We start from the raw sequence: 19,962 nt of genomic DNA on the forward strand, positions 1-19,962 counted from the left end.
AAAATGCCCCGGATCCTGCGATCCGGGGCATTTTCATTACGGCTGCCGATCAGCGATTACGCGTCAGCAACGCCGGCTTTTCACCGCGCGGACGGCTTGGCAGTTGATCCAGCTGCTCAGGCGTGGGGAAACGGTCGGCCTTGGACTCTTTGTGCATGATCTTCGGCGCATTGCCCCGAGGGTTCTGCACGGCCGGTTCCGAACGGGACTGATCGTCTCGAGCCGGACGGCGATTGCGCGAGTCTTCGCGACGACCCTGGCCTTCGCCACGTGGTGCGCCGTTGCGTGGGCCATTGCGCTTGGCGCCCGGGGTACCGCTGCTGGCGCCATCGCTGTTGCGCGGGCCGTTCTGACGGCCCTGACCTTGTGGCTTGCCGCCCCGTGGCGCACCGGAACCTGCGGCTGTGCCTTGTGCCGGAGCACCTGGACGCCGGCCGCGGCCCTGGGCCGGTTTCTGCTGCGGTACGTAATCGACACGGTTACCGAAGTTATCGATATCGTCGTCCAGAAATTCGTCCGGAGCACGATCAGCGGCGGCGCGTGGTGGCTGGCTTGGACGCTGTTCGCGAGCCGGGGTGCCTTCCCGTGGTTTTTGCTGACGGGCAGGACGTTCGCCACGCTCGCCGCGCTCACCACGTTCGCCGGCAGGTTTTTCCTTGCCTTTGTCCTTGCCCTTGTCCTTGCGACCGCCACTGCCGGCGTTCGCGCCTTCACCGCGCGGGCCACGGGCATTGCGCGGGTTGCGCATGTCCGGACGTTCACGGGCTTCAGGTTTTTCCGCTTCCACGGCGCTGGCATCGAAGCCCATCAGGTCGCCGTCGGCGATTTTCTGCTTGGTCATGCGTTCGATGCTTTTCAGCAGTTTTTCTTCGTCCGGCGCGACCAGCGAGATGGCCTCGCCCGAACGACCGGCACGACCGGTGCGGCCGATGCGGTGTACGTAGTCTTCATCGACGTTCGGCAGTTCGAAGTTGACCACGTGTGGCAACTGGTCGATGTCCAGGCCGCGGGCAGCGATGTCGGTGGCGACCAGGATGCGCACTTCGTTGGCCTTGAAGTCGGCCAAGGCCTTGGTGCGAGCGTTCTGGCTCTTGTTGCCGTGAATCGCGACAGCTGGCAGGCCATGCTTGTCCAGGTACTCGGCCAGGCGGTTGGCGCCGTGCTTGGTACGGGTGAATACCAGCACCTGTTCCCACGCGCCGGCGGTGATCAGGTGGGCGAGCAGCGCACGCTTGTGGCTGGCAGGCAGGCGGAACACGCGCTGTTCGATGCGCTCGACCGTGGTGTTCGGCGGCGTGACTTCGATGCGTTCCGGGTTGTGCAGCAGCTTGCCGGCAAGGTCGGTGATGTCCTTGGAGAAGGTCGCCGAGAACAGCAGGTTCTGCCGTTTGGCCGGCAGGCGCGCGAGGACTTTCTTCACGTCATGGACAAAGCCCATGTCGAGCATGCGGTCGGCTTCGTCCAGCACGAGGATTTCCACGTGGGACAAATCGACGCTGCCTTGGCCGGCGAGATCCAGCAGGCGGCCGGGGCAGGCCACCAGCACGTCAACACCGCGGGACATGGCCTGAACCTGCGGGTTCATGCCGACGCCGCCGAAGATGCAGGCGCTGACGAATTTCAGGTCACGTGCATAGACCTTGAAGCTTTCGTGGACCTGGGCTGCGAGTTCGCGGGTAGGGGTCAGGACCAGTACGCGCGGCTGGCGCGGACCGTGACGCTGGGATTTGTCCGGGTGACCGTTGGGGAACAACCGCTCCAGAATCGGGAGGGCGAAACCGCCGGTTTTACCAGTACCTGTCTGTGCGGCGACCATCAGATCGCGGCCCTGCAACACGGCGGGAATGGCCCGCTGTTGCACCGGAGTAGGCTCGGTATAGCCCGCGTCTTCGATAGCGCGGACCAAAGCCTCGGAGAGACCGAGGGAAGCAAAGGACATGACTAATCCTGTTTTTAGTTAGGGCGTTGCCCAATGGGAGTCTTGCCTGGCGCGAATGGCGTTTGAGAGGACGCAATCCCGTCCGGTCCTGCCGGGTTTCGAAAGCTCGTCTGGAGTGCTCGCGCGGGCTGAAGAGCTGCGCTGTAGCGGGGTCAAGATGCCTTGAACGATTCCGGGCGTCCGGGCGTGAGCCTGGCGGGAACGCGGGAGTATAACAGAGCAATCACTGCGCGCCGCTTTCCTGCTGCTCAACGGTTTTGTCGCGGATGGCGGTGGCATTCGCGCCATTGGTTGCGCTCGCCGGATCGGTCGGCGCGGCACCGTAGCGGGCGCTCAGTTCAGCGTAGGCTGGCTCGCGCTTGAAACGCTTGAGTTCGGCACCGAAGCGCTGCACCAGCAAGTCCATGCCGGCATTGCGGCGTACTGCCAGAAACTGGCTCTGCTGGCTGATGATGGTGGGGTTTTCGGTGATCTTGTCGCGGATCTTCAGCTCGTCGAGCAAATGCTGGCCGACCCGGCGGTCGGTGATCAGCAGGTCGATCCGCCCGCGCACCAGCTTGCCGAAGTTGGCTTCATGGCTTGGCGCAGGTTCCCGGGTGAACAGCGTCGAGTCGCGAAAATCCTGGCTGTACAGGTAGCCCGGCGAAATGCCGATCGTCAGGCCGCGCAGTTCGTCGAGGGTACGAAAGGGGTGAGGGCGCTCATTGGCGTAGAACATCACGAACTGCACTTCCGAGAGCGGTTCGCTGGGGTAGAGCAGGGTCGCGTCGCGCTCGGCGCTGTGGAAAATGTCCAGCGCACCGTCGGCCTGGCCGGTCTCGAGCATCGACAGGCAGCGTTTCCATGGCAGGAACTGCCATTCCACTTCGATGCCCAGGCGCTTGAAGACGATGGCCGTGGTTTCATAGTCCAGGCCCAGGGCCTTGCCATTTTCCTCGTAGACGTAGGGCGCCCACGGTTCGGTGACAATGCGCAACTTCTCGCCCCGGGCGGTGAAGCTCAGGCAAGTGATAAGCACAGCGGTCAGAAGCTGGAAAATGACAGGCATTGCCTGAGGTTAGTACGCCCGACGACTAATGAGAAGCTCTGGCTTGCATGTTTAACGCTGACTTGAACAGATTGGGCGCGACGTCTCTATTTGGCCGGCGTATTGAGCAAGTGTTCATGAATCGCCGTGCAACGCCGCCCGAGAATCAACCTGACCGAACGGTGGGTGAACCAATGCTCCAGCACCTTATGGCAAACGGGCGTACCGACACGTTCCTTCTGGTTTTGCAGGGCTTTTTCCCACCAGACCGGACCGCAGGCCCTATCGAATTCGTTGGGGTGGTCGTAGCAGCCATAAAGGATTTCGCGAATGAACTGACGCAAATGCACTGGCAGGCTCAGGGTGATCATTTTGTAGAGCATTCGCTGGGAGCGAGGGGGACGTGGCAGTCGATCCGTCACTTGATGGGTATCGGCCAGGGCGGCCTCACTGGTCGGTTGCGCGGCATGTTTGGCGACCCAGGCCTGGACCTTGGCCCGGAACAGCTGCTTGCGGCTCCAGTAGTGATGGATCAGGTCCGGGCACTTGGTGACTTTCAGCGTGCGGTAGGCCGCCACCGACAGGCAGAACTCCTCGAGGGTGTACGAGCCGCGCACGGACGGGTACAGCTCGTCGATCAGGGCGATCGAATGATCCAGGATGTGCGCATCCTTTTGGTGCAGGCCGATGACGCCGGAATTGAGCAGCGTCATCTGATCGTCCGCCAGGCCTCTCTCCTTCAGCGTGGTAGCCAGCGCGCTGTAAAGCACGTTTTCCTTATTGTTGCCGTAGGTGGTGTAGTAGTCGTTGCACAGCAACGTGCCCGGCTGCACGCGCTCGAACAATTTGAGCGGCGAGCAATGGAAGAAGGTGTCGGTGTCGATCAGCAGCGCAAGTTCGGACTCTTGCAGTACTTCGCGCAGGGCAACATGTTTGGCGCGAAAGTGATAGCCATGGGGTTCGTTCCAGCGACGGCGGGTGGCTTCGTCGAGCGGGCGAACGCGCACGGGCAGTTTTTCGTAGGGCTGCTTGTTGTCGCTGAAGACCTGGATGTCCAGTGTGGCGCCCGGCGTTTCCTGCAGCCAGGCCAAGGCGCTGGCGATGCTGAAGACGGCTTCCTGGTGATAGGTCTCGGAACCGAAGACCAGGTAGACGAGTTGGGGGCGTTGGGTCGCGGACATCATTGCTGCATCATTCCATTGTTTTGTTTCAAAAAAAAAAGACCCTCCGAAGAGGGCCCTTGTTCCTGCGAGGATGACGATCAGCGGGGCAGCTTCAGGTTATTCCACACAGCCAGGCTGGCGTCGGCCTGGTTCAGGGTATAGAAGTGCAACCCTGGCGCGCCACCCTGCAATAAACGCTCACACATTTCGGTGATGACTTGCTCACCAAAGCGCTGAATGTTCTGGGTGTCGTCGCCGTACGCTTCCAGTTGCTTGCGGATCCAGCGCGGAATTTCCGCACCGCAGGCATCGGAGAAGCGTGCCAGTTTGCTGTAGTTGGTGATCGGCATGATGCCTGGCACCACTGGAATGTCGACGCCCAGCGCCTGTACGCGATCGACGAAGTAGAAGTAGCTGTCGGCGTTGAAGAAGTACTGGGTGATCGCACTGTTCGCGCCAGCCTTGGCCTTGCGCACGAAGTTGGCGATATCGTCTTCGAAGTTGCGCGCTTGCGGGTGCATTTCCGGGTAAGCGGCGACTTCGATGTGGAAATGATCGCCGGTCTCTTCACGAATGAATTCAACCAGGTCATTGGCGTGGCGCAATTCACCGCTGGCCATGCCCATGCCCGACGGCAGGTCACCGCGCAACGCGACGATACGGGTAATGCCGGCGGCCTTGTACTGGCTCAGCAGGCCACGCAAGTCGTCCTTGCTGTCGCCCACGCAGGACAGGTGCGGTGCGGCAGGGATTTTGACTTCGTTTTCGAGCTGCAACACGGTGTTGAGGGTGCGATCACGGGTTGAACCGCCAGCGCCATAGGTGCAGGAGAAGAAATCGGGGTTGTACGCAGCCAGCTGACGGGCAGTGGCGAGCAGCTTTTCATGCCCAGCGTCGGTCTTGGTAGGGAAGAACTCGAAGCTGTAGCGACGATCTTGGGACATGGTCATATCCTTGGAAACGCGTAAGGCGGATGCTGGCTCCCTGTACCTGTAGGAGCGAGCATGCTCGCGATGGAGGATCAGGCGACGCGGGTATTCAGACACCCCGCGTCATCGTTGACCACCATCGCGAGCTTGCTCGCTCCTACAGGGGGAGCAGCTGGCCGATCAGTAGCGGTAAGCGTGCGGCTTGAACGGACCTTCGACGGTCACGCCGATGTAGTCGGCCTGAGTCTTGGTCAGCTGAGTCACGACACCGCCGAAACCGCGGACCATTTCCAGGGCCACTTCTTCGTCGAGTTTCTTCGGCAGTACTTCAACGGTCAGGCGCTCGGCTTTCTGGGCCGGCGACAGGTCGGCGTACTTCTGGCCGAACAGGAAGATCTGCGCCAGAACCTGGTTGGCGAACGAACCGTCCATGATGCGGCTCGGGTGACCGGTTGCGTTGCCCAGGTTCACCAGACGGCCTTCGGCCAGCAGGATCAGGTAGTCGTCGTTCTGGGCATCGAATGCGCCAGCGCCGGTACGGTGGATCTTGTGCACCTGTGGCTTCACTTCTTCCCACGCCCAGTTCTTGCGCATGAAAGCGGTGTCGATTTCGTTGTCGAAGTGACCGATGTTGCAGACAACGGCGCGCTTCTTCAGGGCCTTGAGCATGTTCGCGTCGCAAACATTGACGTTACCGGTGGTGGTCACGATCAGGTCGATCTTGCCCAGCAGGGCCTTGTCGATGCTGGCTTCGGTGCCGTTGTTGATACCGTCGATGAACGGCGATACCACTTCGAAACCGTCCATGCAGGCTTGCATGGCGCAGATCGGGTCGACTTCGGAGACCTTGACGATCATGCCTTCCTGACGCAGGGACTGAGCCGAGCCCTTGCCCACGTCACCGTAGCCGATCACCAGCGCCTGCTTGCCGGACAGCAGGTGGTCGGTGCCGCGCTTGATGGCATCGTTCAGGCTGTGACGGCAGCCGTACTTGTTGTCGTTCTTGCTCTTGGTCACCGAGTCGTTGACGTTGATGGCCGGGATCTTCAGCTCGCCCTTGGCCAGCATGTCCAGCAGACGGTGCACGCCGGTGGTGGTTTCTTCGGTCACGCCGTGGACGCGATCCAGAACCTGTGGGTATTTCTTGTGCAGCAGCTCGGTCAGGTCGCCGCCGTCGTCGAGGATCATGTTGGCGTCCCAAGGCTGGCCATCCTTGAGGATGGTCTGCTCCAGGCACCACTCGTACTCCTGCTCGGTTTCACCTTTCCAGGCGAAAACCGGGATGCCGGCAGCGGCGATGGAAGCGGCGGCCTGGTCCTGAGTCGAGAAGATGTTGCAGGACGACCAGCGTACTTCGGCACCCAGGGCAACCAGGGTTTCGATCAGCACGGCGGTCTGAATGGTCATGTGGATGCAGCCGAGGATCTTCGCGCCCTTGAGCGGTTGCTCTTCGGAGTACTTGCGACGCAGACCCATCAGGGCCGGCATTTCGGATTCGGCGATGATGGTTTCGCGACGGCCCCAGGCGGCCAGGGACATGTCGGCGACTTTGTAGTCGGTAAAATCTGCAGGCGTGATTACAGCGCTCATGAAGAGCCTCCATTCGTAGTTATGCGAATGGGCGCCGTTGTGCGTTTAGTGTCGGGCCGGTCAAGGCCTGGCAACGCCCCATCCGAGCCTGACAGGTTTTACCTGCTGCAGCGCCCCTCGGACAGGTGGCGGGAAACGGTAGCAAGTGGAAGTTACCGTTTTGAAACGGGGGCGATTATAGCGGGCTATGCTGATCTTCCAAAGGGTTTCTGTCGGTCAATGTTCGAACGGTAATAGTGGCTATAGAAGATGCCCAATAGAGCTATTGCCAAAGCTCTGCCATGATCCCGGGCATCTATCGGAAAGACGCTCAGGAGTGCACATGAATTTCCACACCCGCAAATGGGTCAAGCCCGAAGACCTCAACCCCAACGGCACGCTGTTCGGCGGCAGTCTTCTGCGCTGGATCGATGAAGAGGCGGCGATCTACGCCATCGTCCAGCTGGGCAATCAGCGCGTCGTCACCAAGTACATTTCCGAGATCAACTTCGTCAGCGCCTCGCGCCAGGGCGACATCATCGAACTGGGCATCACCGCCACCGAGTTCGGCCGCACCTCCATCACCCTGACCTGCGAAGTGCGCAACAAGATCACCCGCAAAAGCATTCTGACGGTGGAGAAGATGGTCTTCGTCAACCTCGGTGAAGACGGCCTGCCCGCAGCCCACGGGCGGACCGAGATCAAGTACGTCAAGGACCAGTTCCAGGACGGCGCCAGCGTCGAATAAAACCAGTCCCCTGCCCACAGAACGGATGCCGGTGGCCACGGTCGTAGCTAAATGACCTGCCACCGGTGTTCGCGCCATGACTACCCCAATCAGCGGAAAGACCCCAGATCTCTCGGCCAAGGAAAAGCGCGAGGTCGAAAAGAATCAGCCACCGCGTGCGGCGGTGTTGCATGAAATCATCCGTAAACAGGGCGATCAGGAACTCGAGCGCAGCATCGCCGCGCTGTGGTGGTCGGCGCTGGCGGCCGGGCTGACCATGGGGCTGTCGTTGATGGCCATGGGGTTGTTGAATTCGCGCCTGCCCGATGGCGAGGGTTTCAAGGTGATCGCCAGTTTCGGCTACTGCGCAGGCTTTCTCGCGGTGATCCTCGCCCGCCAGCAACTGTTCACCGAAAACACCCTGACCGCGGTATTGCCGGTCATGAGCGAACCGACGTTGCGCAATTTCGGGCGGTTGCTTCGACTGTGGTCGGTGGTGCTGGTGGGCAACCTGTGCGGGACCTTGCTGGTGGCTTACGTGATGCTCGAATTACCGATATTCGACAGCACGACCGACGTTGCCTTTCTCGACATCGGCCGTAAGGTCATGGAGGGCGATCCCGTCAAGATGTTCTCCAAAGGGATCATCTCCGGCTGGATGATCGCCACCATGGTCTGGATGATTCCGTCCATGGAGAGCGCCAAGGTGTGGATCATCGTCCTCATCACCTATTTCATGGCGCTCGGGGATTTCACCCACATCGTGGTCGGCTCACTGGAGGTTTCGTACCTGGTGTTCGCCGGGGAATTGCCGTGGAAGGATTTCTGGCTGATTTTCGCCGGGCCCACTCTGGCCGGGAACATCATCGGCGGCAGTTTCATCTTTGCCCTGATCAGCCATGCGCAGATTCGCAGTGAGAGCGGGCCGCCGAAAGAGTCGGCGGATCAGGACGAGGAACCCGATCCGCGGGAGATCAAAAAATGATCGACATCAAATCGACGCATTGACCGCGGCAACGCCACGCCGCTGACGGTAGATGAAGAACAGCGCGGTCAGCACCGTCAATCCGCTGACCAGAGCGCCGGTCCATGGCAGGTCCGCCAGGTCCGCGCCGCTGGCGACCACCAGTCCGCCGATCCAGGCGCCGGCTGCGTTGCCGAGGTTGAAGGCGCTCTGGTTCAGGGTCGAGCCCAGATTCGGTGCTTCGTGGGCCTGGTCGATGATCAGCAGTTGCAGGATCGGACACAGCGCGAAGGCAAAAATACCCCATAACACCAGGGTAATCGCCGCCGGGATCACCGAGTGGCTGGTCTGGCTGAAGGCGGCCAATACCAGCACCACGGCCAGCGCCATGCCCACCAGCGAGGGCAGCAGGCGACTGTCCGCCAGGCGCCCGCCGAGCATGCTGCCCGCGGTCAGGCCGACGCCAAACAACAGCAGCATGACGGTCACGCCATGAGGGCTGACGCCGGTGACGTCCTGCAGGATCGGCGCGATGTAGGTGAAGACGCTGAACAGGCTGGTCGACGCCAGCACACTCATGCCCAGCGCCAGCAGCACGTTCAGCTTGCCCAGCACGCGGAACTCGCTGGCGAGGTTGGCCTTGTCCATTGCGATGTTTTTCGGCAGCCACAGCCACTGTGCAATCGCGGCGATCACGCCAATCACCGACACCGCCCAGAACGTCGAGCGCCAGCCGGCGTATTGCCCGAGTGCCGTTCCCAGAGGCACGCCCAAAACGTTGGCCAGGGTCAGGCCGGTAAACATCATCGCAATCGCCTGCGCCCGTTTATTCGGCGCCACCAGCCCCGCGGCCACCACCGAACCGATCCCGAAAAACGCCCCGTGGCACAGCGCGGTGACCACCCGGGCGGCCATCAGCGTGGCGTAGTTCGGGGCCAGGGCGCAGAGCACGTTACCGAGGATGAACATCAGGGTCATGCCCAGCAGCGTGGCTTTGCGCGGCATGTTGGCGGTGCCGACCGCGAGGATCGGTGCGCCGAACACCACGCCCAGGGCGTAGCCGGTGATCAACAGGCCGGCGTGGGGAATGCTCACTGCGAGGTCGCGGGCGACGTCGGGCAACAGGCCCATGATGACGAATTCAGTGGTGCCGATGCCGAACGCGGCAACAGCGAGTGCAAGCAAGGCGAGTGGCATGCGCAGAGTCTCTGTCGGTAGTCTGGACGCGGTGATCAGGCATACGCAGGCCGGCGACCGATCTCGACGAGAGCGGGCGGGGCAGGATTTTTATTGGAATTAGTCTGTGCGCAACTGAGTGCGGCGTGGTCGGTTTGCAGTATAAACAGCTGCTGAAATATCGCGAATCAATTCTCTCCCCCTGTAGGAGCGAGCACGCTCGCGATGAACGCCAGAACACCGCGGGGTATCTGATGCCCAGCGTTATCGTTGGCGACCATCGCGAGCGTGCTCGCTCCTACAGGAGGCGGGGGTAATTAAACAAGGAGTATGCCGTGCTTGCGACGGCTCTGGTGTTGGTGGCGGCGCTGTTGCATGCGGCGTGGAATACCCTGATCAAGTTCAGCGCCGAACGGCTGCTGGTGGTGGCCTGCATGGACAGCGTGGCGCTGCTGTTCGTGATCGTGATGTTGCCGTTCGTGGAACTGCCGCCGCTGGAAATCTGGCCGTGGATCCTGGCTTCGGCGGCCTTCGAGTTGCTCTATCGCTACCTGTTGATCCAGGCCTATCGGGTGGGCGATCTGGGGCTGGTCTATCCGCTGATGCGCGGGTTGTCACCGCTGGTGGTGCTGGCGCTGACCCTGATCTTTGCCGGAGAGGTGCTGACCCATCAGCAAATCTTCGGGATCCTGCTGATCCCATTGGGCATGTTGTGCCTGCTGTGGCAGGGCGGAGGCGGTGCGCGCCTGCCGTGGTCGATGCTGCCGGTGGTGGCGCTGATCGGCCTGTGCATCGGCTGCTACACCTTCATCGATGGCCAGGCGCTGCGGCGCTGGTCGCATCCTTTGGATTACCTGGTCTGGGTGACGCTGCTCAGTGCCTGGCCGTTCCCGTTGCTGGCCTGGGTGCGCAAGCGACCGGCGTTCCGGCTGTTCTGGCGCGAGCAATGGCGTTTGGGTCTGGCGGTCGGGTTCTGCGTGTTGTTCAGCTACGCTCTGGTGCTGTGGGCCATGCAGTTGGGCTCGATTGCCGAAGCGGCGGCCCTGCGCGAGATCAGCGTGATCCTGGTGGTGCTGTTCGGCATGCGCTACCTGAAAGAACCTTTTGGCCGGCCGCGGCTCTTAGCCTGTGGACTGGTATTGATCGGCATGCTGGTGATGAAATTCTGAAAACCTGAAGAAGGGATTGCTCTATGACGGTTGCTCTGTGGTGCATTTTGATCGCGATAATCCTGCCCTATCTGTGCACGCTCGTTGCCAAGGTCGCTGGCGGTTATCGCCTGGACGACAACCACGATCCGCGAGACTTCCTTGATTCGCTGAACGGATTGGCCCGGCGCGCCCATGCGGCGCAATTGAACGGGTTTGAAATCACCCCGGCGTTCGCGGCCGCCGTGCTGGTGGCGCATTTGGTGGAAAATGCCGAGCTGGTGACGATCAATGTGCTGGCGGTGATGTTCATCACCAGCCGGCTGCTCTACATCATTTGCTACCTGGCGGATTGGGCGATTCTGCGATCGCTGGTGTGGTTCGTGGGGGCAGGTTTGATCGTGTCGTTTTTTGTGGTGTCGATGTAGCAACAGAAGATCGCAGCCTGGAGCTGCCGAAGGCTGCGATCTTTTGATCTTCAGGGCTTGTCAGCGACTTGAGGCACCTGCGGCAACGCCGCCCCCTTTGGCCACAACATCCAGATCTGCCCCTGCTGTTTCATGTCCCCGGCCAACTGCCCGGCCGCATCTCCAGTACCCCAGAACAGATCCGCGCGAACCTCGCCGGTGATTGCGCCGCCGGTGTCTTGCGCCGCAACCGGACGCACCAGCGCGCTGCCATCCGGTCGGGTCGTGGACAACCACAACAGGCTGCCCAGCGGAATCACCTTGCGATCCACCGCCGCGCTGTAACCCGCCGTCAGCGGCACGTTCAACGAGCCGCGAGGACCTTCGTTGCTGTCGGGGTTGCGGGTGAAGAACACATAACTCGGGTTGCTGCCCAGCAGTTCCGGAATACGCGACGGATTGGCCTTGGCCCAGGCGGCGATGGTGCCCATGGTCACGTCTTCTTTCTTCAGCTCACCTTGCTCCACCAGCCAGCGGCCGATCGGTCGATAGGGGTGACCGTTCTGGTCGGCGTAAGCGATGCGCAACTGGCGACCGCTGTCGAGCTGGATACGCCCAGACCCCTGGATTTGCAGGAATTGCAGGTTCATTGGATCGGTCAGCCAGGCCACCACCGGCGCCTTCACACCTTTGCTTTCAATGGTTGCCGCATCGTCGTAGGGCTTGAGCACCCGACCTTCAAGGCGGCCGCGCAGACGCTTGCCCTTGAGTTCCGGATAGATGCTGTCCAGGGAGACGATGATCATGTCCTCAGGCACGCCGTACACCGGAATGTTGGCGCTGGCGGTCTGGGTCAGGCTGCCGGGATAGACCGGTTCGTAGTAGCCGGTGATCAGGCCGTTGGGGTTGTCGTTGGCGGCGCGCAGGCCGTAGACATCGAGGTTCTGCTTGAGGAAGCCGCGAATATCATTGGCGGTTTGCGGCACATTCGCCGCCGCGGCGCAGGTGCCGCCCCAGACCGGGTCGGCTTTGAGTCGCGTACAGGCGCTGCGCCAGGAGCCGAAACCGGCGACGAGGTCGTTGTCGGTCACGGCCGGCAGGGCTTCCCAGGTGCCGGCGGAGTAGGTGGCCAGGGCGTGGGTTTTCGGAGGCTGTTTTTCGCCACCGGTGCAGCCTGCGAGCAGGGCCACCATCGGCAGGGCTGCGATGGGCAGGATGCGGGCAAGGCGTTGACGCCAGGCCTTGAAACGGCTGTTCATGGAGTGATTCCTTTGCTGGCTGCCCGAGTGCTCCATGCACTCGGACAACCCGTATTAATGTTAGGGCTATTGGTGTTTGCCGAGGACACGAGGATACTGGCCGCCGTTTCCCGTGACCTGAAGCCACCATGACTCTCAAAAGACTTTCTGTTGTATTGCTGGCCTGCCTGACGTTGTCCGCGTGCGGCGGGATCGACCCCAATTCGCCGCTGGGTCAGCGCAAGGCGATTTTCAAGCAAATGCTCAAGACCGGTGAAGACCTGGGTGGCATGTTGCGTGGTCGCATTCCCTTCGACGGGCCTAAATTCGCCGAAGGCGCGGTGAAACTCGACGCCTTGTCCCACGAGCCCTGGAAGCATTTCCCGCAGGTGCGTGAAGAAGATCACACCAGTGCGACCAGCGATGTATGGGAACAGCAGGCACGCTTTCAGGCAATGGCTCGCGATCTTGAAAGCGCCACCGGCGAACTGGTGATCGCCAGTCAGATCCAGCCCTACAAGGCCAGCAACCTGGGTCCGGCGGTGCAGAAGGTCGAGGATGCTTGCAGTGCTTGTCATAAGGCGTTCAGGGATCATTGATCGGTGCGCTGCCTCTGTAGCAGCTGGCGAAGCCTGCGTCCGGCTGCGAAGCAGTCGTAAAATCAGAGCATGCGGTATTTCAGGAATATTTCGCACTCAGGGTTTACGACTGCTGTGCAGCCGGACGCAGGCTTCGCCAGCTGCTACATGGAGCGTTTAGTCCGGATTATTTATCGAGCTCGTCCACCGCTTCCTGCAATTCCTTGCGCGACTGGGCCAGCTTTTCCTTGCGCTTGTCGATCTTCTCCGGATCGCCTTTCTTCATGGCCTTGTCCAGATCGGCCTGACGCTTGCTGACTTCATGCTTGGCCTCGAGCACCTTGTTCTCTCGCTCCTTCTTCAGCGAGGCGTCGGTGCAGTTGGCGTCGACTTCGCTCAGGGCTTTTTCCAGGCCGGCCAACTGACTGTCGTTGCCGCGGGACTTGGCCAGTTCGATCTGATTGATGATGCCTTGTTTCTTGGCGGCGCAGCCGGTCAGCCCGGGCGCTTCTTCGTTGGCCATCAACGGGGTGGCCAGCACGCTGCAAAGGGTCAACAGGGCGAGCGGTGAAAGTAATTTCATAAAAGCTCCATGTGAAAAGGCAGTCGGTTCTCTGCGGCAATGGCTTGTTTGAGCTCATCGGTACTGGCGGGTTCCCGGACGCTAAAAACCGTCGATGCCGGCGGCTCTCAGGGTTTCACTCAAAGCCAGCACCTGAGGGTCGCGGAAAAACGCGCTCAATTGCGCGGCGCGTCCGGGACCGATCCCGGGTTCAGCCTGCCATTGTTCAATACTTCGTTGTGTCAGGTCCTGCCATGAATCGGCGAGGCGCGCCTGGCCTGTCGGTGGCATGCCCAACGCCTTGAGCCAACGGGCGAAAGGGCGCTGCCGGGCGTCGTCGAAACTGGTCGAAAGGCGTGCGCCACTGCGCTCGCCCAAGCCGTCAATGTTAGCAAGCTCTTGGGCACCGAGGGTCAGCCAATCCAGCAGGCCGTTCAGGCGACCTGCGTTAATCAGTTTTTCCCAGGTGCCCGGACCGACATGGGGCAAGGCCAGCCCCTGTTTGCCACTGAGCCAGGCCAGCCTCGCGAGAAACTGACTTTCGCATCCCGGCGTCGGCTGCCAGCAGCTCAGGGCATGAAAGTCCGTGGCGTTGGGTACGTTCATGTCCGCTCGTTCGGTACTGCGCAGCACCACACTGTCGAGCCGGGGAATGGTCAGGCCGGAAAGGCTGATGGCGACCTGGTCGCCCGGTCGGATGTCCAGCGCTTGCCAGCGTTGCAGAGAACTGACGCTGACGCGTTTGATTTGCCGGTCGTCGAGCATCACCGGCGCCAGTTCGAGTACCGGGGTGATCCGTCCGGTTCGGCCGATCCTGAAGTGCACCTTGCGCACCTCGGCCAGCGCTTGGGCGAAAGGGTATTTCCAGGCGACGCTCCAATAGGAAGGTTTGGCTTGCCAGCGTTCGGTGGGCGGGCGTTGTGCCTGGCGCAGGACGATACCGTCGCTGGCAAAGGGCAGGGGCGAGCGATACCAGTGATCGCGCCAGCGTTGGGCGTCTGCCAGTGTGCTGATCGATTGGCTGTAGTGAGTGGTGTCTGGGAAGCCCAGTTCATTCAAGGTTGCCGTGCGCTCCGGCAAGCTCGTAGGGCCGTCCGGCCAGTCCCAGGCGAACAGGCCGATGCCATTTGCCTGCTCTGCATTCAAGGATTTGCGAGCCATCAGACCGGCGACGGTCGAGCGGGCATTGAGGCTGCCGGCCTGGGCCTGAACGTGATCGGTCAGCCACCAATAGAGTTCGCCTTGAACCAGAAGATCCAGTGGTTGAGTGAGTTGCCGTGGGATGGCCGCGATCTGGCGCGCCGAAGCTGTCCAGTCCTGACCTTGCGAACCATCACCGCGGCTGATCGCCTGGGCAAGCAGGCCCTCGCGGTAGATCAGCGTCACGGCGACTCCGTCGACCTTGGGCTGCACCCAGACGTCCTTGCGGTGACGCAGCCATTGCTCGACGTCTTTTTCGTCCTGCAGTTTGTCCAGACCGGTATGGGCGACCGGGTGAACAAGCGTGCCGCGCGCCGTGCGCAACGGGTCAGTGGGTGCCTTGCTGTTGAAGCATTGGCGCCATTGGGCAAGGCGCGCGCGAGATTGATCGTAGAGCTCATCGGCGACCAGGGATTTTCCTTCGCGGTGGTAGCTGTCGTCCCAGAGGTCGATCCGGTTTTGCAGGGCGGTGAGTTCGTTTGCCGCGCGTTCAGGTGGCCAGTCGGGGCATTGGGTGGCTTGGGCGTTGAGGCTGGCGAGGGTGATCAGACAAGTGAAAAGAAGGCACAGGTAGAGGGGCATCGTGAGCGTCCTTGCTCATTGGGGTGCCTGAAGGCTAGGTCAGTTTCAGAAGGTGGGCGTTCATCTACATTTCCGCGTATGTCACCGGCCCCCGTAGGAGCGAGGCTTGCCCGCGAAGGCGTAGTGTCAGTCGACATCTGTGCAGAATGATACGACGCCTTCGCGGGCAAGCCTCGCTCCTACAAGGGGCAAATGTCTGCAACAAAAAAGCCCCACACGGTAAAACCGTGCAGGGCTTCTGGTACCGCCAGGGAAGTCTTACAGACCGGCAGCAGAGCGCAGAGCGTCGGCGCGGTCGGTTTTTTCCCAGGTGAACGTGGTGAAGGTGTCGTCGCCCACGGTCTTGGTTTCCGGGGTGCGACCGAAGTGGCCGTACGCCGCGGTTTCGCGGTACATCGGGTGCAGCAGGTCGAGCATGGTGGTGATCGCGTATGGACGCAGGTCGAACACTTCGCGAACCAGCTTGACGATCTTGTCGTCGCTGATCTTGCCGGTGCCGAAGGTGTTCAGCGAGATCGAAGTCGGCTGGGCGACGCCGATGGCGTAGGACACCTGAATCTCGCAGCGCTCGGCCAGGCCCGCGGCCACGATGTTCTTGGCCACGTAACGACCGGCGTAGGCCGCCGAACGGTCAACCTTCGATGGATCCTTGCCGGAGAACGCGCCGCCGCCGTGGCGAGCCATGCCGCCGTAGCTGTCGACGATGATCTTGCGACCGGTCAGACCGCAGTCACCCACTGGGCCACCGATGATGAACTGGCCGGTCGGGTTGATGTGGAACTGGGTGTCCTTGGTCAGCAGTTCGGCAGGCAGCACGTGCTTGACGATCAGCTCCATCACGCCTTCGCGCAGGTCGTTGTACGACACATCAGGGTTGTGCTGGGTCGACAGAACAACGGCGTCGATACCGACAACCTTGCCGTTCTCGTAACGGCAAGTCACTTGCGACTTGGCGTCCGGACGCAGCCAAGGCAGCAGCCCGGATTTACGGGCTTCGGCCTGGCGCTGAACCAGTTGGTGCGAGAAGGTGATCGGTGCCGGCATCAGCACGTCGGTTTCGTTGCTGGCGTAGCCGAACATCAGGCCCTGATCGCCCGCGCCCTGATCTTCAGGCTTGGCACGGTCGACACCCTGGTTGATGTCAGGGGACTGCTTGCCGATGATGTTCATCACGCCGCAGGTCGCGCCGTCGAAGCCGACGTTGGAGCTGGTGTAGCCGATGTCGGTGATCACGTCACGAACGATCTGTTCCAGGTCGACCCAGGCCGAAGTGGTGACTTCGCCGGCGATGATCGCCACGCCCGTTTTCACCAACGTCTCGCACGCAACGCGAGCGAACTTGTCTTCAGCAATGATTGCGTCCAGCACCGCATCAGAAATCTGGTCGGCGATTTTGTCCGGATGCCCTTCAGACACGGACTCGGAGGTGAAAAGGGAGTATTCGCTCATCTCGATGTTTTCCTGAAGTTACCGATGGTGAGTGTCGCCAGTCGGCCGCTGAAAGTGGCGGACCTGAATCTGGAAACCATTACGTAAACCTACATATAAGCTTTCTCCGGGAGCGAGTCCCGCAGCGGTGGCCCAACGGGCCAGATCGTCCTGTTCAAACCCCAACCAGAGATCACCGCAGGCTTCCCTGGCCCAACTCTGGTTGTGGCTGCATAACTCTGTCACCAGCAGGCTGCCCCCTGGTTGCAGCAAATTGGCCATGTGCTTGAGCGCATCGGCTGGTGCGGCGAAGTGGTGCAGCACCATGTTCAACACCACGCAATCGGCCTTGAGACTCACGCCGTTCAAGGCATCGGCCAATTGCAGGGTGACGTTGCCCAGTGCCTGGCGCTCGCAGACCTGGCGCGCCAGTTCGAGCATCGCCTGGCTGTTGTCCAGCGCCGTGACTTGCGTGAAGCGGCGCGCCAGTTCCGGAAGAAAGGCACCGTCCCCGGGGCCGACTTCGATGGCGGTCGCGCCTTCGCTGAAGCCCAGCTTGTCGAGCAGGGCCACCACGCTGTCGCCGTATTGCGGCAGACCGGCGATCAGGTCCTGCTGGGCGCGAAACTTCTCCGCGACCCGTGAGAAAAAGTCCTGGCTGGCTGCGGCCCGTTGCCCGTGGACCTGAGCGATCCGCGCCTGCACATCGGCAGGCAGCGTAAGTTCGTCCACTTCTTCGAGCAGGGCTGCGTGCAGTCTGCCGCCCGGCAAATCGGTGTGGGGCAGGGCGCGGCGGTAAAAAATCGCGTTGCCTTCACGGCGGGTCGCCACCAGGTCGGCCTGGGCCAGGACCTTGAGGTGATGACTCATGCCCGACTGGCCGATGCCGAAGATCTGCGCCAGTTCCAGCACGCCAAACGAGTCGTTGGCCAGCGCGCGCAAGACATTCAGACGCAACGGATCGCCGCCGGCCTTGCAAAGGGCCGCCAGCTCGTCGCAATCGTCATGGCGAATGGAAGGCACGCGTAGGTTCATGGGCCGGCAGTCTAGTCAGGCACCGGTAGCATCGCAAGAGCAATATCAAAAAGTTTTGATATTGCTCGATAGATGGCACTTCCTGGCGTTAGCTTCAGTCAACAAACGGAAGGCGGAAAGGTTTCACCCGCCAAAAGCGCCGTTATCGATTGGAAAAACGCCTTCAGATGACTATCTGTCATTGCCCCGAGGCGGCCCGGTGAGGGAAAATGCTCGCCTTTTTTCCGTTTCGTTTTATTCACTCTCGATTCAGACCCGCAGGAGAACAGCGATGCCTAGCCGTCGTGAGCGCGCCAACGCCATTCGTGCCCTCAGCATGGATGCCGTGCAAAAAGCCAACAGCGGCCATCCCGGTGCCCCTATGGGTATGGCGGATATCGCCGAAGTGCTGTGGCGCGACTACCTCAAGCACAACCCGAGCAATCCATCGTTCGCCGACCGTGACCGCTTCGTGCTGTCCAACGGCCACGGCTCGATTCTGATCTATTCGCTGCTGCACCTGACCGGCTACGACCTGTCGATCGAAGACCTCAAGCAGTTCCGTCAACTGCACAGCCGCACCCCGGGCCACCCGGAATTCGGCTACACCCCGGGCGTTGAAACCACCACCGGCCCGCTGGGTCAGGGTCTGGCCAACGCCGTGGGCTTCGCCTTGGCTGAAAAAGTCATGGCGGCGCAGTTCAACCGTCCTGGCCATGACATCGTCGATCACCACACCTACGTGTTCCTGGGTGATGGCTGCATGATGGAAGGTATTTCCCACGAAGTGGCTTCCCTGGCCGGCACCTTGGGCCTGGGCAAGCTGATCGCCTTCTACGATGACAACGGCATCTCCATCGATGGCGAAGTCGAAGGCTGGTTCACCGACGACACGCCGAAGCGTTTCGAGTCCTACAACTGGCAAGTGATCCGCAACGTTGACGGTCACGATCCGGAAGAGATCAAGACTGCCATCGAGACCGCTCGCAAGAGCCCGCTGCCGACCCTGATCTGCTGCAAGACCACCATCGGTTTCGGCTCGCCGAACAAGCAAGGCAAGGAAGATTGCCACGGCGCCCCGCTGGGTGATGCGGAAATCGCCCTGACCCGTCAGGCGCTGAACTGGAACTACGGTCCGTTCGAAGTCCCGGCCGACATCTATGCCGAGTGGGATGCCAAGGAAGCCGGTCGCGCCGTCGAAGCCGAGTGGGACCAGCGTTTCGCCGCCTACTCCGCCGCCTTCCCGACCGAAGCCAACGAACTGATCCGTCGTCTGAGCGGCGAACTGCCGGCCGACTTCAGCGACAAGGCCGACGCCTACATCGCCGAAGTGGCTGCCAAGGGCGAAACCATCGCCAGCCGTAAAGCCAGCCAGAACGCCCTGAACGCTTTCGGTCCGCTGCTGCCTGAGTTCCTCGGCGGTTCGGCTGACCTGGCCGGTTCCAACCTGACCCTGTGGAAAGGCTGCAAAGGCGTCAGCGCCGAAGATGCCAGCGGCAACTACATGTACTACGGCGTGCGCGAGTTCGGCATGACCGCCATCATGAACGGTGTTGCCCTGCACGGCGGCCTGGTGCCTTACGGCGCGACCTTCCTGATGTTCATGGAATACGCCCGCAACGCAGTGCGCATGTCGGCACTGATGAAGCAGCGCGTGATCCACGTCTACACCCACGACTCCATCGGTCTGGGCGAAGATGGCCCGACTCACCAGCCGATCGAGCAACTGACCGCGCTGCGCAGCACCCCGAACCTCGACACCTGGCGTCCAGGCGATGCCGTTGAATCGGCCGTGAGCTGGAAGTACGCGCTGGAGCGCAAGGACGGTCCTTCGGCCCTGATCTTCTCGCGTCAGAACCTGCAGCACCAAACCCGTGATGCCGGCCAGATCGCCGACATCAGCCGTGGTGGTTATGTGCTCAAGGACTGCGCGGGCGAGCCTGAGCTGATCCTGATCGCTACCGGTTCCGAAGTCGGTCTGGCCGTTCAGGCCTTCGACAAGCTGACCGAGCAAGGCCGCAAGGTGCGTGTGGTTTCCATGCCTTGCACCAGCGTGTTCGATGCCCAGGACGCCGGCTACAAGCAAGCGGTCCTGCCGCTGCAAGTCGGTGCCCGTATCGCCATCGAAGCTGCCCATGCCGACTTCTGGTACAAGTACGTCGGCCTGGAAGGTCGCGTGATCGGCATGACCACCTACGGCGAGTCGGCCCCTGCGTCGGCCCTGTTCGAAGAGTTCGGCTTCACCCTGGAAAACATCCTGGGTCAGGCTGAAGAGCTGCTGGAAGACTAAGTCCGATACTTGCGTTGTCTG

17 protein-coding genes and 1 riboswitch are annotated in these 19,962 nt (G+C 61.4%); of the genes, 6 read left to right on the top strand and 11 right to left on the bottom strand.

The genetic code is table 11. The features are described from left to right. Positions 1-49: 49 nt before the first annotated feature. The 5 genes from K9857_RS17640 to ahcY all read right to left on the bottom strand — a co-directional run bounded on the left by K9857_RS17640 (position 50) and on the right by ahcY (position 6,648). Entirely contained in the window at positions 50-1,939 is a 1,890-nt protein-coding gene (locus tag K9857_RS17640) for a DEAD/DEAH box helicase (RefSeq protein WP_224537851.1), read from the bottom strand. A gap of 223 nt (positions 1,940-2,162) precedes the next feature. Beyond that, complete coding sequence (locus K9857_RS17645) at positions 2,163-2,987, bottom strand: substrate-binding periplasmic protein (protein WP_224537853.1); 825 nt, start codon at positions 2,985-2,987, stop codon at positions 2,163-2,165. An 86-nt stretch (positions 2,988-3,073) separates the two neighbouring features. After that, complete coding sequence (locus tag K9857_RS17650; RefSeq protein ID WP_224537854.1) at positions 3,074-4,150, bottom strand: hypothetical protein; 1,077 nt, start codon at positions 4,148-4,150, stop codon at positions 3,074-3,076. A 77-nt stretch (positions 4,151-4,227) separates the two neighbouring features. Further along, the gene (gene metF / locus K9857_RS17655; protein ID WP_224537856.1) at positions 4,228-5,073 is read right to left on the bottom strand and encodes a methylenetetrahydrofolate reductase [NAD(P)H]; all 846 of its coding nucleotides are present in this window, start codon (positions 5,071-5,073) and stop codon (positions 4,228-4,230) included. 165 nt (positions 5,074-5,238) lie between these two features. Continuing rightward, on the bottom strand, positions 5,239-6,648 hold the full coding sequence (gene ahcY, locus K9857_RS17660) for an adenosylhomocysteinase (RefSeq protein WP_224537858.1): 1,410 nt from the start codon (positions 6,646-6,648) through the stop codon (positions 5,239-5,241). A 22-nt stretch (positions 6,649-6,670) separates the two neighbouring features. Beyond that, positions 6,671-6,773: riboswitch (S-adenosyl-L-homocysteine riboswitch) on the bottom strand. 197 nt (positions 6,774-6,970) lie between these two features. Between ahcY and K9857_RS17665 the strand changes: the two genes are divergently transcribed. Together K9857_RS17665 and K9857_RS17670 are read left to right on the top strand one after the other, a co-directional pair. Then, positions 6,971-7,375, top strand: a complete 405-nt coding sequence (locus K9857_RS17665; protein ID WP_318011765.1) for an acyl-CoA thioesterase — start codon at positions 6,971-6,973, stop codon at positions 7,373-7,375. Positions 7,376-7,451: 76 nt separating this feature from the next. Beyond that, on the top strand, positions 7,452-8,339 hold the full coding sequence (locus tag K9857_RS17670) for a formate/nitrite transporter family protein (protein WP_224537860.1): 888 nt from the start codon (positions 7,452-7,454) through the stop codon (positions 8,337-8,339). Positions 8,340-8,345: 6 nt separating this feature from the next. Here K9857_RS17670 and K9857_RS17675 read toward each other — a convergent pair whose 3' ends face one another. Then, positions 8,346-9,515 (bottom strand): MFS transporter, encoded by a 1,170-nt coding sequence (locus K9857_RS17675; protein ID WP_224537862.1) that lies wholly within the window; start codon positions 9,513-9,515, stop codon positions 8,346-8,348. A 314-nt stretch (positions 9,516-9,829) separates the two neighbouring features. Here K9857_RS17675 and K9857_RS17680 point away from each other — a divergent pair, with 314 nt between their 5' ends. Continuing rightward, the gene (locus tag K9857_RS17680; protein WP_224537864.1) at positions 9,830-10,663 is read left to right on the top strand and encodes an EamA family transporter; all 834 of its coding nucleotides are present in this window, start codon (positions 9,830-9,832) and stop codon (positions 10,661-10,663) included. Between the two features lie 23 nt (positions 10,664-10,686). After that, positions 10,687-11,070, top strand: coding sequence for an MAPEG family protein (locus K9857_RS17685; protein ID WP_224537865.1), 384 nt, complete (start codon positions 10,687-10,689; stop codon positions 11,068-11,070). 50 nt (positions 11,071-11,120) lie between these two features. Here K9857_RS17685 and K9857_RS17690 read toward each other — a convergent pair whose 3' ends face one another. Then, a complete protein-coding gene (locus K9857_RS17690) occupies positions 11,121-12,308 on the bottom strand; it encodes a murein transglycosylase A (RefSeq protein ID WP_224537867.1) in 1,188 nt (395 codons plus the stop codon). Between the two features lie 128 nt (positions 12,309-12,436). Between K9857_RS17690 and K9857_RS17695 the strand changes: the two genes are divergently transcribed. Then, a complete protein-coding gene (locus tag K9857_RS17695) occupies positions 12,437-12,886 on the top strand; it encodes a c-type cytochrome (protein WP_175376635.1) in 450 nt (149 codons plus the stop codon). A 166-nt stretch (positions 12,887-13,052) separates the two neighbouring features. Here K9857_RS17695 and K9857_RS17700 read toward each other — a convergent pair whose 3' ends face one another. The 4 genes from K9857_RS17700 to K9857_RS17715 form a co-directional block, all read right to left on the bottom strand. After that, the gene (locus tag K9857_RS17700; RefSeq protein ID WP_224537869.1) at positions 13,053-13,448 is read right to left on the bottom strand and encodes a DUF1090 domain-containing protein; all 396 of its coding nucleotides are present in this window, start codon (positions 13,446-13,448) and stop codon (positions 13,053-13,055) included. Between the two features lie 81 nt (positions 13,449-13,529). Then, positions 13,530-15,209: an NAD-dependent DNA ligase LigB gene (ligB, locus tag K9857_RS17705; RefSeq protein WP_224537870.1), complete on the bottom strand. Its 1,680-nt coding sequence runs from the start codon at positions 15,207-15,209 to the stop codon at positions 13,530-13,532. A 258-nt stretch (positions 15,210-15,467) separates the two neighbouring features. Continuing rightward, entirely contained in the window at positions 15,468-16,658 is a 1,191-nt protein-coding gene (metK, locus tag K9857_RS17710; protein WP_224537872.1) for a methionine adenosyltransferase, read from the bottom strand. A gap of 18 nt (positions 16,659-16,676) precedes the next feature. Next, positions 16,677-17,672, bottom strand: a complete 996-nt coding sequence (locus K9857_RS17715; protein WP_224537873.1) for an ArsR/SmtB family transcription factor — start codon at positions 17,670-17,672, stop codon at positions 16,677-16,679. Between the two features lie 271 nt (positions 17,673-17,943). Here K9857_RS17715 and tkt point away from each other — a divergent pair, with 271 nt between their 5' ends. Then, the gene (gene tkt / locus K9857_RS17720; RefSeq protein ID WP_224537875.1) at positions 17,944-19,941 is read left to right on the top strand and encodes a transketolase; all 1,998 of its coding nucleotides are present in this window, start codon (positions 17,944-17,946) and stop codon (positions 19,939-19,941) included. The last annotated feature ends 21 nt before the right edge of the window (positions 19,942-19,962 follow it).

Source organism: Pseudomonas sp. REP124, assembly GCF_020164475.1.
In the GTDB taxonomy this organism is placed as follows: Bacteria; Pseudomonadota; Gammaproteobacteria; order Pseudomonadales; family Pseudomonadaceae; genus Aquipseudomonas.